Origin of the sequence: Scopulibacillus darangshiensis (assembly GCF_004341035.1) — a bacterium.
GTDB lineage: Bacteria > Bacillota > Bacilli > Bacillales > Sporolactobacillaceae > Scopulibacillus > Scopulibacillus darangshiensis.
Genome location: NZ_SLXK01000010.1, coordinates 37,787 through 50,998 on the forward strand (window position 1 = coordinate 37,787; position 13,212 = coordinate 50,998).

13 protein-coding genes are annotated in these 13,212 nt (G+C 42.6%); 9 read left to right on the top strand and 4 right to left on the bottom strand.

The genetic code is table 11. From position 1 onward, the window contains the following. The first annotated feature begins 169 nt into the window (after window positions 1-169). The 4 genes from EV207_RS08810 (at window position 170) to EV207_RS22985 (ending at window position 3,008) form a co-directional block, all read left to right on the top strand. Complete coding sequence (locus EV207_RS08810) at window positions 170-670, top strand: DinB family protein (RefSeq protein ID WP_132745786.1); 501 nt, start codon at window positions 170-172, stop codon at window positions 668-670. Between the two features lie 81 nt (window positions 671-751). Next, window positions 752-1,306 (top strand): spore coat protein, encoded by a 555-nt coding sequence (locus EV207_RS08815; RefSeq protein WP_132745787.1) that lies wholly within the window; start codon window positions 752-754, stop codon window positions 1,304-1,306. Between the two features lie 243 nt (window positions 1,307-1,549). Then, on the top strand, window positions 1,550-2,527 hold the full coding sequence (locus EV207_RS08820; RefSeq protein ID WP_132745788.1) for an RpnC/YadD family protein: 978 nt from the start codon (window positions 1,550-1,552) through the stop codon (window positions 2,525-2,527). A 328-nt stretch (window positions 2,528-2,855) separates the two neighbouring features. Next, window positions 2,856-3,008 carry a hypothetical protein gene (locus tag EV207_RS22985; protein WP_165886881.1) on the top strand — a complete coding sequence of 51 codons (153 nt, stop codon included), beginning with the start codon at window positions 2,856-2,858 and terminating at the stop codon, window positions 3,006-3,008. 93 nt (window positions 3,009-3,101) lie between these two features. Here the strand turns inward: EV207_RS22985 and EV207_RS08825 are convergent, their stop codons facing one another. Both EV207_RS08825 and EV207_RS08830 read right to left on the bottom strand, forming a co-directional pair. Beyond that, a complete protein-coding gene (locus tag EV207_RS08825) occupies window positions 3,102-3,371 on the bottom strand; it encodes a hypothetical protein (protein ID WP_132745789.1) in 270 nt (89 codons plus the stop codon). A gap of 281 nt (window positions 3,372-3,652) precedes the next feature. Continuing rightward, the gene (locus EV207_RS08830) at window positions 3,653-5,071 is read right to left on the bottom strand and encodes a YfcC family protein (protein ID WP_207902936.1); all 1,419 of its coding nucleotides are present in this window, start codon (window positions 5,069-5,071) and stop codon (window positions 3,653-3,655) included. Window positions 5,072-5,243: 172 nt separating this feature from the next. Between EV207_RS08830 and EV207_RS08835 the strand changes: the two genes are divergently transcribed. The 5 genes from EV207_RS08835 (at window position 5,244) to EV207_RS08855 (ending at window position 10,707) form a co-directional block, all read left to right on the top strand. Next, the gene (locus EV207_RS08835; RefSeq protein ID WP_132745790.1) at window positions 5,244-6,068 is read left to right on the top strand and encodes a MurR/RpiR family transcriptional regulator; all 825 of its coding nucleotides are present in this window, start codon (window positions 5,244-5,246) and stop codon (window positions 6,066-6,068) included. 24 nt (window positions 6,069-6,092) lie between these two features. Continuing rightward, window positions 6,093-7,214 carry a M20 peptidase aminoacylase family protein gene (locus tag EV207_RS08840; RefSeq protein ID WP_132745854.1) on the top strand — a complete coding sequence of 374 codons (1,122 nt, stop codon included), beginning with the start codon at window positions 6,093-6,095 and terminating at the stop codon, window positions 7,212-7,214. A gap of 12 nt (window positions 7,215-7,226) precedes the next feature. Next, window positions 7,227-8,351: an o-succinylbenzoate synthase gene (gene menC, locus EV207_RS08845; RefSeq protein WP_132745791.1), complete on the top strand. Its 1,125-nt coding sequence runs from the start codon at window positions 7,227-7,229 to the stop codon at window positions 8,349-8,351. Between the two features lie 162 nt (window positions 8,352-8,513). After that, on the top strand, window positions 8,514-10,100 hold the full coding sequence (locus tag EV207_RS08850; protein ID WP_165886882.1) for a plasmid pRiA4b ORF-3 family protein: 1,587 nt from the start codon (window positions 8,514-8,516) through the stop codon (window positions 10,098-10,100). A 118-nt stretch (window positions 10,101-10,218) separates the two neighbouring features. Then, window positions 10,219-10,707, top strand: coding sequence for a peptidoglycan-binding domain-containing protein (locus EV207_RS08855; RefSeq protein ID WP_132745793.1), 489 nt, complete (start codon window positions 10,219-10,221; stop codon window positions 10,705-10,707). 54 nt (window positions 10,708-10,761) lie between these two features. On the opposite strand, the gene EV207_RS08860 is transcribed toward EV207_RS08855, so the two are convergent. Both EV207_RS08860 and EV207_RS08865 read right to left on the bottom strand, forming a co-directional pair. After that, window positions 10,762-11,787: an LLM class flavin-dependent oxidoreductase gene (locus EV207_RS08860; protein WP_132745794.1), complete on the bottom strand. Its 1,026-nt coding sequence runs from the start codon at window positions 11,785-11,787 to the stop codon at window positions 10,762-10,764. Between the two features lie 117 nt (window positions 11,788-11,904). Then, window positions 11,905-13,206: a helix-turn-helix domain-containing protein gene (locus tag EV207_RS08865; RefSeq protein WP_132745795.1), complete on the bottom strand. Its 1,302-nt coding sequence runs from the start codon at window positions 13,204-13,206 to the stop codon at window positions 11,905-11,907. Window positions 13,207-13,212: the final 6 nt, after the last annotated feature.

Sequence of the window (13,212 nt, forward strand, 5' to 3'; positions counted from 1 at the left end):
AAGCGTTCCTACAAGAGGTAGGGGCGCTTTTTTTGTTAAATGAAAACCCTAGGCCTAGCCTAGGGTTTTCATTTAACAATAATTAAACTCCCCTGACACTCTTTGTCAGGGGAGTTTGCATATAATTTAGACAACAAGTGAATACCCATCCAAAAGGAGGCTATATTTCATGAATTATGCAATAGACATGTATGGATACAACGTTTGGGCGAATAAAACGATCATTAATCGATTGAAAGAACTCCCAAATGACGTTTACCAAAAGGAAATTACAAGTGTTTTTCCTTCGGTATCAAGCGTGTTAGCACACATCTATATTGCTGATCGTGGCTGGTTAGGTGTCCTTTCTGGCAAAGAAATGAAGGAAGCATTTGCTATGGAGGACGAGTTGAGGGAACGGACAGAAAAGATGGGCATCGAAGAAATGGAAACGATGTTTAATGATTTATCAGAGCAGTATAAAGCGTTTCTCGAACAAAATAATGACCTAGATAAAAAGACTATACTTAACAATACTTGGACAGGGAAACGGGAAACAAGTTTGTCTGAAATCGTCCTGCATGTCGTTAATCACGGGACCTATCATCGCGGGAATATAACAGCTATGCTGCGGCAAATGGGCCATGCCTCAGTAATGACCGATTATGGTTTGTATTGGTATTCGAAATAAATGATTGCATATTTCTGCATAGCCAATCAGATGTAGGACATGATAATCCTTGTGTAATAATTTACAAGGGAGGGTCATGTCATGCAGCTAGCTGGTCATGAGTTTCATGATTTAAGTGAATTAGTAATGAGTTGCTATAACACAGTCACTAGTATGTCAGGTTACATTAAACAAGCTCAAGATCCAGAACTAAAGCAATTGCTGGAGCAGCACTTTCCAAAACATGTTGCAGATTATAACATGAAGGTGGAATTTCTGCAGAACAGCAGCACTCCGGATATTACAAAATTCGTACCAACTGAGTTGCACCCGAAAATGAATAATTATACGATGTCACCCATGCCGCAGTTACAGCCAGTTGACATCAATTTAAACGCCGTGCAGCATAACGATCGAGAAATTGCCACTGCCTATTTACTTAACCAAAAAGGAGCAGCTATGAATTATGCAAAATCAGTATTGGAATGTTCTAATCCTGATTTACGGACCTTTTTGGAAAATGCCTTTTTGAATAGCAGCAGGCATGCCTATGATATGTGGCAATACATGGTCAGTAAGGGATACTATCCATTGTCACCGGCACCCGTCACAGAGATTCAACAAACTGGCGGGATCTATCCTATAGTCAATCAATAATCCAAAATATAAAAATAAGAGAGGTATGGATCATGTTCGTACCTCTTTTGTTTTTACCGAAAAAGTCGTTGAAGAGTATGTGTTAAACGAAATTAAAAAAAGATTTTTCGGAATGTGTGTTCCCATTTAGGTTTTATTCTGGTATAATAAATATAGATCGTTTCACTGGTTTTATCTCCTCATAATAACTTTTTCGCATCTTAGACATTGATTTTATAATTCCTTAAGGGATGTGTTAAAATAATGTCAAATGCCTCACCCTTTATGGTTTTCGAAGAACAAGCCCCATATTTAGATCAAGATGGACTTTGGAAAAAGATTTTAACTGAATTGTTTGAGCCGTTCATGCTGTTTTTTGCCCCTGAACTTTCTGAGAACATCGATTGGAGCAAGAGAGTTGATTCGCTTGAACAGGAGCTGCCTGGGACTTTTCCAGTGAAAAAAGGAAAGAAATATACTGATAAAATTATGAAAGTCCATTTAAAAAATGGCAGCGAACAGTGGATTTTGATTCATATTGAAGTTCAATCTTCCAAAGACAACGACTTTTCAGAACGTATGTATATGTATTTCTCACGTATTTTTAATGCCTATCACCGAAAAATCTATGCTATTGCCGTTTTTGCCGATGATCGGAAATCCTTCAAACCAAACACTTTCACCTATAACTTCTACGGTACCCGACTAACATATACATATAATACCTATAAATTGTTGGACCAAGACGAGAATACATTATTGCTGTCGGAAAATCCATTTTCTTTGGCTGTTTTAGCAGGGATTTATATGATCAAGGGTAAAAACAATGCCGTCCAGCGTTATCAGTTCAAACGTCGTTTGCTCCAACTCTTGCTGCAAGGTAAAGAAAATGACTATAAACGTAAAGAAATCAACGCATTATTTTATTTCATTGATTTTTTACTGGAAATTCCTTTGGAAATGACTAGTGATCTGCTACGCGATATCACACCATTAATTGATAAGGAGGCAATTCTTATGAACCAGGCTATGAATTCTGAGCCTTCACCAACTTTAAAAGAATTTCTTGATATGAAAAGGGTAGAGTGGAAAAGAGAAGGAAATTTGGAAGGTAAGATAGAAGGGAAGATAGAAGGGAAAAAGGAAATGGCTAGGGCGATGTTCAAAGAAGATATTCCTTTTGCCCTGATTTTGAGGATCACTGGACTTAGTAAGGAGGAGCTTGAGAATATAGTAAAATAAGAATTGTGGGGATGTGATTACAATTATTTATACAGTTATAAAAAAACATCACCCAATGCCCAAACAATACCGGCTAGACTTCGTAATAAAAGCCCCGCGGAAAGTAACAGCAAACTAAGTTTTATTAGTATTTCAGGGATGATACTGCCTATCCTTGCCAAGCAGTTGTATTTTTGCTAACACGATGAATGCCCCGGTAAATAACGCTATTGGAATTTTTGATGGAAAACGTCACCTTACCTATCCCAAATCCTATTTATAAGTCATTTGGGCAACAGGAACCTGGAAAGGTTTTTGCTGGATATAAAATGATTGAGGGATCGCCATAATGTTGTCTTCTATTGAGGGATTATCTTCGGAGCTTGCCTCTTTTCTAATTGAGCTGCATTCAATTCCCGAAAAAGAATTAGCAGCGATATTGTTGGAAAAAGCAGATATCCATAAAGATGCTTCGAAAATGCATCAGACATCACCCGGATGATCTGGAAGGCTATCTAAATGCCTGGGAGTATTGGGAAAAGACCGTAAAAGAGTCATAAAAAAGGGGGCGTATAATCCCCCTAATCTTCAGGGATCAATCCCAAAAACGTGCGACAACATAGGCATCATTACCTTTAGTCAGTGCCAGTTCAGCCTGGTGGTTGGACCCATCGACATAGTTCCCTACATAAAAAACCTTACATTCTCCTTCTGATAAGGATACTCTCCCAACAGTTTCAGGTGAATTGCCCTTACCGTCGATTTCTTTCAATGTGTAAGTAAAGGTAGCGTTACCGGAATCAGCAATGCATACTTTAAAGTTCCCTCCGCCGGAATGTGCCACCTTGTATGTAACATACGTCATTCCGTAGTACCCTAAATCATCCCATTCGCCAGCCCCAAAAGGTTTATCAGCCTTTGCAAATGCAGTACAAGGGACTAACAACATGACAACCAATGACATTACCAGTAACTTGATTTTTTTGATAACAATTCCTCCTTTTGTTATTTTTCTTATCCCGAACCCTATCTAAAATATGTAGGTGCTGTGTGTCCAATGACAATGATATAAAAATAAAAATCCCTTAGTAATGGAAGGCCCATTTTGTAAGGGATTTTGATGTCAAGATGACATTTGTTTTCTAATTAATTCGGCCCCCAACCGATCCAGACGCCGATCGCGAGTGTGACACAGGAAATGACATACCAAATGATAACAAGAGGAAACATGAACTTAATCCATTTTGTCCAAGAGACACCGCCGATCGCAAGGCAGGCCATTAAGACACCGGATGTCGGTGTGACGGCGTTCATGAACCCGTCAGCCAGTTTGTATGTTTGGACGGCAACTTGTCTCGGGATGTCCATAATGTCGGCAAGCGGGGTCAGAATCGGCATGAGAACGGCGGCCATTCCGCTTCCTGATGAAACAATTAAGGCGAAAATCGAGTTGGCGAAAAACATGCCAATCGCTCCGGTCACAGATGAAAAGGGCTCCAAGGCCACAGCTAACCCGTGAACAACAGTATCTAATATTTTGCCGTTTTCCAAAATGATTACGATGGCTCGAGCGAAGCCAATCACGAGGGCTCCGTAGATAAGCTTTTGCGCGCCGCCCATGAAAACCGAAACGACTTTATTCGGAGTCATTTTTGCCAAGATACCTGTTCCAATGGCAATGAATAGGAAGAGGGCGGTCATATGGTTCAGCGACCAATCGAACTTGAAAACACCAAAAACGTAAAAGAGCACGGTTAGACCAAAAAAAGTGAGAACAATTTTATGCTGAGTGGTAAACGGCACATCTTGATCGGGGACCTCGATATCAGATTTCGCAAACCGCTCGTCCCCCATAATGCTTCTTGCAGGATCCTTTTTAACGCGCCGAATATAAAGGCAAATATAGGCGATTGTGACACCAAGAATAATGACATAAGTGATGGCTCTGAAGATCGCCCCTGAGTATAAAGGCAATTCCGCAATTTTTTGGGCGTACCCAGTTGTTGCGGGGTCGAGGAATGACGTGTTAAAACCGACGTAAGCGCCGAGTTTGATCATAGCGATACCGGCAATTGCATCGGCTTTCATCGCTTTGGCGAGAATGATGCCGATCGGAACGAAGGCGATTACGGCGTTAACGATAATACCAAGCAATCCGCCGATCGAGAACAGGACAGCAATCGCGATGATTAAGACATACTGTTTGTTCTTCGTCTTATTAATCGCTTTCATAATACCCGCGTCAACTGCTCCGGTGGATTCGACGACAGCAAAAGCTCCACCGACAATCAGCACAAGGAAAATTAGCTGAGCAGTCTCAACTAACCCGCCTTGAATCGATAAAAACAGATCCATAAAGTCAGCCGGCCGGGACGCCACAGTGTGGTAGCTGTCAGGGACAACGGTTGTCACACCGTCTTCCGTCTTGCGGTCAAACTCACCCGCCTGGAAAAGGTAAGTGGATGCCACAGCTAAGAGAAGAATGATAAATAAAATAACGTAGGCGTCAGGCATGCCAATTTTAAGCTTTTTCCTTTGGACGGGCTTTTCGGTTTCCGCTTTCATTTTCTAACCTCCTTGTAAATTAAAGATGGATGACTACAAATTAGTACGGGTCCTTTTAAAATTATATTGCAATTACTATTGCGAAAATTCTGTACGTGCGCTAAATTATAATAAATGATTTCATTTATTTCAATACTTTTTTAAAATAAATCATTTATTAGGTGGTTTTGCAGTGGATTTCAGGATGCGTATTCAAAAGAATAGAAATGACCTAACAAAAGGAATGAAAAAAGTAGCCGGCTTCCTATTAAAAGAACCGGCCGCATTCGCAGCCAACCCCGCTCGAAAGGTGGCTGAAGAAATTGGCGTGAGTGAAACCATGGTCGTCCGCTTTTGCCATGCCTTGGGTTATAAAGGTTACGGCGAGCTGCAGAAGGAAATCCGGGACTTTGTGTTTAATTTAAAAAATCATGACAAGGAAGAACACACTGATCAGGAAACCCTGGCGATTTATGAAAAAAGAATGTTGGAGGATCAAGCTAACATCCAGCAAACAGCGAAAATGGTTGATCCACAAATGTTTGATCTTGCGGTAAACAAACTCGCTGAAGCAGAGCGGATTCTAGTAGCTGGCCGCCGATCATCATTTTCAATGGCGCATTGGTTTACTTTCATGCTGAATTTTGTTTACGGCAAGGCCCGTTTATTTCGCCAAGAAACCGATATTCACTTAGAAGACTTATTGGCAGGCAGTGTCCTCGTTGCCTTTTCATTTTATCGTTATGACTTAGATACCTTGTGGCTCGTTGAAGAGGCTAAGAAGCGCGGCATATTTGTGATCGGGTTCACCGATTCCTCGATTTCGCCGATTGTTGATTATGCAGACGCTTTATTTCCGGTTCAGCTTACCGAGCAGTCCGTTCCTGATGCCGCGCCGGTCACCTTTTCGCTGTTAAATGCGATAATCTCCGGTGTGTATGCCAAGAACCCTGAACGGGCAAATCGGCACATTGATGCTTATGAATCAAGACGATTAAAAAACTTTTTTATTGATTAAGGGAGAGAAGATATTGTGGGAGATATGACGATCGACGCGATTAAACCGAAAGTAAAGGAGATCTTTGACCATCTTCACAGCCATCCGGAAGTCAGCTGGCATGAGGATAAGACAACTGCCTATATCGCTAACATTTTAAAAGAAAACGGCTGCCGGGTGACCAAGTTTGATGATTGTACAGGGGTTGTCGGGGAAATCGGCCAAGGGAAACCTATCGTAGCCGTTCGAGCCGATATTGACGCGTTATGGCAGGAGGTTGACGGCGTTTTCCAGGGCAATCACTCTTGCGGCCACGATGCGCACATGTCAATGGTTCTGGGTGTGTTATTTACACTTAAGAATATGAGGCAGCTGCCAAAAGGAACGATAAGATTCATTTTTCAACCGGCTGAAGAAAAAGGGGCAGGCGCTCTGAAAATGGTTGAAAAAGGCGTTGCAGAAGATATCGATTTTCTCTATGGTGTTCATTTGCGTCCTATCCAAGAAACAGCAAATGGGAGAGCGGCGCCGGCTATCGTGCATGGCGCATCGGGAACGATGAATGGCGAGATTCATGGTGAAGAGGCGCATGGAGCACGGCCTCATCTTGGGACAAATGCCGTGGAGATCGGCGCAACGCTTGTTCATGAGTTAGGTCATATTCATCTTAACCCCATGATCCCGCATTCAGTGAAGATGACAAAGCTATGGGCAGGCGGCGACAGCGCAAATATCATACCAGGTCATGCCTCTTTCAGTATTGACCTTAGGGCTCAAACCAATGAGATTATGGCGCTTTTGATTGAGCAAGTTGAAAATGTTGTCCAAACGACTGCGGATTTCTATAAGGTCAAAATTGAATTATCCAAACCGTCACATATCGCCGCAGCAAAGGTCCATTATGAAGCCCAAAGGTATATGGCAGATGCCATCACAGAAATTTTAGGTAAAGACCATCTTGATGAGCCGCTCGTCACTCCCGGCGGGGATGATTTTCATTTTTATACGCTTAAGCGCCCGAGCATTAAAGCGACGATGCTTGGATTAGGCTGTGACCTCGCCCCTGGTCTCCATCATCCGCAAATGACGTTCGATCGGGATGCTTTGTTTTCAGGGATACAAATCTTAACCACTGCCATTTTGAATACACTGGAACAGGAAGTTTAAGGAGGGAAGAGTATGACCGGAAATGCTGTAAAAGTTAAGGAAGTCGTCTTGAGGAAACTGCAGATGAGGTTAAAAAACCCATTCGCAACGAGTTTTGAAACGATGCAGGATAAAACATTTTGTCTTCTTGAAGTCATTGATGAGAACGGGAACATTGGCTGGGGTGAATCGGTTGCTTCGGATCTGCCTTTGTATAATGAAGAGACCGTTAAAACAAATCAGCATATCTTGGAGGATTTGCTGATACCTGACATTTTAGGGCAAACGATTGGGCATCCTGACGAGATTAGTGAACGCTTCTCGCCGATCCGCCGCAACAATATGGCCAAGGCAACGATTGAGACAGCCATATGGGATTTATTTGCAAAAAATAACAGGATGCCATTGTCACAAGCCCTTGGCGGCAAAAAAAAGGAAATTCAGGTCGGCATCAGCATCGGCATCCAAGACACAACAAAAGCGCTTTTAAACCAAATTGAGGGATTCCTTACTCAGGGCTTCCGAAAGTTCAAGATTAAAATCAAGCCGGGAAAAGATGTTGGTGTTCTAAGAGAGGTAAGAGAGGTCTATCCCGATATTCCAATGATGGCTGACGCTAATTCTGCCTATACACTAAAGGATATCGATCATTTGAAACAGTTGGATGATCTGAACCTCATGATGATTGAACAGCCGCTTGATCATGACGATATCGTCGACCATGCTGTCCTGCAAAAAGAGATTCGGACACCCATTTGTTTGGATGAAAGCATCCACTCTGTAAAAGATGCCATGCGGTCACATTCACTCGGCAGCTGCAAAATCATTAATATCAAGATAGGCCGGGTCGGCGGTTTAACCGAAGCCAAGAAAATCAATGACTACTGCAAACAAGTCGGCATGCCGGTCTGGTGCGGTGGCATGCAGGAAGCAGGCGTCGGCCGCGCTCATAATATCGCTGTCACCACCCTTGATCAATTTACCCTGCCTGGGGACACAGCCCCATCCAGCCGTTATTGGGATGAGGACATCATCGAACCTGAAGTCACTATGACAGGCGGCATCATCCAAGTGCCGGACAAACCGGGGATTGGGTTTGAGGTGAATCGAGAAATGTTAGAAAAGTTTGCTGTGTATGAGAAAGCTTTTAAACTTTAAGGACAATGGACTTATATTTAAAATGAGGACGCATATCCCACATGAATATTAGCAAAAGACTGTCCCGGCATGATAGGGACAATCTTTTGTGTTCCCGGGTGTTTCATTTATGTTATACTCAGAAAAATACCAATAAGTCAAGCATCTAAGGAGCGCAAATTGATGATCTATCAAATGAAAATAACACTGAAGCATATGAAACCGCCTGTATGGCGGAGGATACAAGTCGACAGTAACTTCACGTTCGCTAAGCTGCATAACATTATCCAAATCGCCTTTGACTGGTATGACTATCATCTGCATGAATTTATGTTTGACAGATCTGATGACCGGCGGGTTGATCAAGAGTCTCAACAAATATCAATTTTTTCAAACCAACAATTGACGATTGGCATGCCTCATGAGGATGACTTTGGTCCTCCGCCGCTTGATGAAAGGGAGCAAATGATTGGCGACTATTTTGAAAAAGAAAAGGACAAATGCTTGTATGTCTACGACTTTGGCGATGATTGGCAGCATGAGATCTTACTTGAAAAAATTTTACAACCGGAAAAAGGGACAAGCTATCCGCGCTGTATAAAAGCAATGAGAATAGCGCCCGAAGAGGACAGCAGGGGTGAGCTGCTGTCGGGTGAATTAGTGCTTCCGGAGGTTGACAGCAAGATATTAACCAAGGAGATTAATGATAACCTGCAAGGTTTTGAAAATGAAAAGGACTGGGAGGAAATCAGTGCGGATAATGAAGAACACTGGTTCCAATTATTCGACCAAGTGACCCGATTTAAGAATCTAAAGCCTTGGAATTGGTTGTCTAGTGATCAAATTATTGTTCTGAATATCCCTGAGATGGATGACTTAGTTTACTGTTCGATCATGGGAGGGGCGGGTGAGGAGTTTGGCTTAGCCGTTTACCGGGGCGATAACGGGTTAAAGTCCTTACTAAAAACACTGGAAGGTCCGGGAGACTATTTTGACATTGTGTTAAAACAAGACGCTCTCCATCTGTCGTTATGTGACCGTGGCGAGCTTGAACCGGAAGATTATGAACTTATTAAGACCTTAGGTTTAAGCTTTCGGGGGAAAAAACAATGGCCAATGCTCCGCAGTTTAATTCCCGGCTATTTTCCATGGAGTCTTGATGATGGGGAAGTGATTTGTTTAACAGCAATACTGGAACAAATCTGCCATGTTGCGGAAATGGTCAAAGAAAATCCTGGGCAAATTCCTGAATTTAATTTCGAGACGCTTTTTTACCGCTACTATGTTGAAACGAAGCATGGGATCGATTGGGAAGAGGGAGCCATCCGTCCGACAATAGAAAAGGAAGAGTTACAAGCCCAAGAACCCGCTCTCATGGTTGAATCGGAATTCAAATTAAAAAAGCTGAAAAAGGATTTTAAAAAGGTAAATGCCACAATAGAATTCGCATCCTTTTATTCACCGGAACCGATCCAGGAAAACGAAGGCGAACGTCCATATTATCCCCATCTTACAGTTGCTGCAGATCATGAGCACGGATTGATTTTCGGCCACGATCTGCTTCATCCGGAACAATATGAATTGAGGCTGCAGGCATCTTTTATTCAAATGGTCGAAAGCCTTGAAATTATTCCTGGTGACATGCTGTTTGAGGACGAACAGACGGCATGGGTATTGACCCCAATATTAGACAAGCTGGGCATTAAATATGAGATAGTCGATAGCCTCCCCGCCATTGACGAATTCCGCCGGGAGATGACGAGGTTTTGACTTAATCAATAGTTTGGAAAAGACTTAATGTAAAATAGCTCATTTATACCAGTTTACTTGTTCAAGCTAAGGGGTAAAAGTAGGTGACAGTAAAAACTCGAAAAAAGGAGGCGAAGTCATGAGTAAGAAATGGTTAATATCCATTTTCTCTTTGACTTTGGTTTTCGTGTTTGCGTCGTCATCGGCAGCTTCTGCTGCTGGCGGTTTTCATCATCCGGAGCATTGGGATAAAAATACCATGCTATATCAAGGGGAATCCGGGACGGAAATTAAGAATCTCCAGTACATTCTTAATGTCATGTCTTTTTATACTGAGACAGGTATAACCGATCCGGATGGTATTTTTGGACCAAAAACAAGGCAGGCTGTGATGAAGTATCAAGAAGCCAATGGCCTTGTTCCTGACGGGATCGTCGGCCCTAAGACATGGAAGAGCTTCTCGAAGTTCATCGAAAAGAAGAATGGGTCAACTTATGGAGCTGGCGGATATATGGGATTAAGGCTGGAATGGAAATATGACAACAACTCAGATGGATCTGATTCAACAGCCTACGTTTATGGCAACGGTGATACGCTGAGCGATAAATACCGCTTGTATTCTCGTTAGGTTTTAAAAGAGGCCTGGCCCGGGACTTTAATCCCAGGCCAGGCTCCTTCATTTCTATTCCTTTATTATCCCGGCAAGAAGTTCGTAAGACCGAAGCCGATCATGATGATCAAAGATTTGCGAGTTAACAATGATTTCATCGGCCCCCGTGTCATCAAGAAAGCTTTGAAGTTTTTCTTTCACCAGACTTGGCGTTCCCACCATTGATGAATTTAGCTTATCTTTTATAGCCAGTCTTTCATAATCAGTCATTAGGGCATTAATGTCATCAACCGGTGGCTGCAGACGGCCGGGTTTTCCTCGAACGAGACTAAGGAATTGCTGCTGCTGTGATGTTGCGAGCATATTCGCCTTTTCTTCGCTATCAGCGATAATCACGTTGGCACCGAGCATGACATAGGGCTCATCGAGTACCTGGGAAGGCTGGAAGTGAGTCCGATAAATGTCTAAAGCAGGCAAAGTGTTTTCGGCAGCAAAATGACTGGCAAAAGAAAATGGCAAACCGAGTTCTCCAGCTAATCGCGCACTAAAACCGCTTGACCCTAATAACCATATTGGAATCGTCAAGCCTTCACCTGGTACAGCATGAACATTCAGTTGATAAGGCTCTAATGAGGGATCGAGATAGCCTCGCAGTTCGGCGACCTGTTCGGGAAAATTCTCGCCATTAACCTTAACATCCCGGCGTAAAGCCCTGGAGGTAATATGGTCCGTTCCTGGCGCGCGGCCAAGACCAAGGTCAATCCGGCCGGGATACATCGATTCCAGCGAGCCAAACTGTTCAGCTATAACTAACGGCGGATGGTTCGGCAGCATAATCCCGCCAGAGCCGACACGAATATTTTCCGTCCCCGAAGCGATATAACCGATCACGACCGATGTAGCAGAACTAGCAATCCCTGGCATACTATGGTGCTCTGCGACCCAGTAACGGTTGAATCCCCATTCCTCAGCCTTTTGAGCTAACTGCAAACTATAGCGGAACGATTCAGCAGCCGTTCCGCCTTCTATAATGGGTGCGAGATCCAAGACGGAAAATGGGATATCTTTTAATTCCTTTGAAGTGTTTTCTTTAGGCATTTCCGTTCACTCCTTTTCAGGCGAAGATCTTATGAAAATAAGTCTCCATATGAAACAGTTTACCTATCTATCCATGACAGATGCCAATTTTTTGCTCGCAGACAATAATAGCGCAGTTTAGAGATCGGTACCAACACGATATATTCTTCTGGGTCTGCCCCTTGATGTTGGAGCATCTTCACCTATGATTTCCGCGAGTTCCTGTTCCGCCAAACTATTTAGAATTCGGCGGGCATGCCTCGGGGTCATTTTAAGCCATTCAGCAACATCCGATGCTGTTATCGCGTGATTTCCTACACCGGTTTGAACAGATAGTATCTTGTTGAAAGTTGTTATGGTCACCCCAGCCTGTTTTAAACGATCACTGATTTCTTTGTTTTCATTTCGATAGCCATATGCAATACTTTGTTGTTCCTTTAGCGGACCTTCAATGGTTCCGTTATTGTCAACGAGGAAAGCGCTAAATTCCCCATATTTTTGTGCATGGTATAAAGCAAGGCGGGCGCTTTCTTCAGCGGCCAAAGAAGTCTCTCCATAGCCAATGCCTATATTGGAAGGTAAATCGGAAATTAAGGAGAGCTTTTCCAAGAGAGTTAATCCCTGCTGTCCGCTTCCTTCCAAAGACCCCCTGGTAGAAAACACAATTGAATTGCCAATTCCAAGAGACACATAAGAACCGGAAATAGATTCCGCGTAATCGACAATGGCGTTCTGTAATTCTAAATCCAACCTGTGTAAATCATACGAAAACGATTTGTTGCTGTCTATCTTTTTTGCATCACCCGTTCTAATCAGCATCACCGCAATTTGCGATTGTTTGAATTGTTGTGTTTCCCACTGTTGGTATGCCGCTTTCAATGTCTCTCGGATATTGACCCTTGTCGGTGTCACGCGATACACAGGCACGCTTAAAGACTCTAATTGTTCATAAACATAACGTAGGCATGTGACACATACATCAACTTTGTTGTCTTTAAATAAGTTTTGATGAAAAGCGACAATTTCTTCGAATGGGGTGTACCCTTGGTATTCATATAGATAAAGTTTTTCATAAGGGATGCCAAGATCATCATATGTTTCATAAACATCGTGTTCTTCGAGCATATCTAAACTAATTCTTTGAATGTTTTTGCGGTCCTTATAGCCGATTTCCATGAGTGTCTTTGTTAAACTAGATCCATCAAGCTCCAAATAGAAAGAAAGTTTATGTAAGCCATTTTTCTTGGCTAAAGTATATGGTGTTAATCCCGAAAAGACCCAGATATCGATAACCCGCTCATTCTTTTGGACAATATTGGTTATTTCTTCCGGGTCATGATACATAAGCTGAACGGGATAAATGTTGTCATATTCCTCGGCAATACGATATATAAAATTAACAGAATCCTTTGGTCCGACAATTCCCAGTTTTGCTTTCATAGTAAC

What these genes read in the sequence shown, in the direction of transcription:
- EV207_RS08810 (WP_132745786.1), top strand. Translation starts at nt 170, where the DNA reads ATGAATTATGCAATAGACATGTATGGATACAACGTTTGGGCGAATAAA.
- EV207_RS08815 (WP_132745787.1), top strand. Translation starts at nt 752, where the DNA reads ATGCAGCTAGCTGGTCATGAGTTTCATGATTTAAGTGAATTAGTAATG.
- EV207_RS08820 (WP_132745788.1), top strand. Translation starts at nt 1,550, where the DNA reads ATGTCAAATGCCTCACCCTTTATGGTTTTCGAAGAACAAGCCCCATAT.
- EV207_RS22985 (WP_165886881.1), top strand. Translation starts at nt 2,856, where the DNA reads ATGTTGTCTTCTATTGAGGGATTATCTTCGGAGCTTGCCTCTTTTCTA.
- EV207_RS08825 (WP_132745789.1), bottom strand. Translation starts at nt 3,371, where the DNA reads ATGACGTATGTTACATACAAGGTGGCACATTCCGGCGGAGGGAACTTT.
- EV207_RS08830 (WP_207902936.1), bottom strand. Translation starts at nt 5,071, where the DNA reads ATGAAAGCGGAAACCGAAAAGCCCGTCCAAAGGAAAAAGCTTAAAATT.
- EV207_RS08840 (WP_132745854.1), top strand. Translation starts at nt 6,093, where the DNA reads ATGACGATCGACGCGATTAAACCGAAAGTAAAGGAGATCTTTGACCAT.
- menC (WP_132745791.1), top strand. Translation starts at nt 7,227, where the DNA reads ATGACCGGAAATGCTGTAAAAGTTAAGGAAGTCGTCTTGAGGAAACTG.
- EV207_RS08850 (WP_165886882.1), top strand. Translation starts at nt 8,514, where the DNA reads ATGATCTATCAAATGAAAATAACACTGAAGCATATGAAACCGCCTGTA.
- EV207_RS08855 (WP_132745793.1), top strand. Translation starts at nt 10,219, where the DNA reads ATGAGTAAGAAATGGTTAATATCCATTTTCTCTTTGACTTTGGTTTTC.
- EV207_RS08860 (WP_132745794.1), bottom strand. Translation starts at nt 11,787, where the DNA reads ATGCCTAAAGAAAACACTTCAAAGGAATTAAAAGATATCCCATTTTCC.
- EV207_RS08865 (WP_132745795.1), bottom strand. Translation starts at nt 13,206, where the DNA reads ATGAAAGCAAAACTGGGAATTGTCGGACCAAAGGATTCTGTTAATTTT.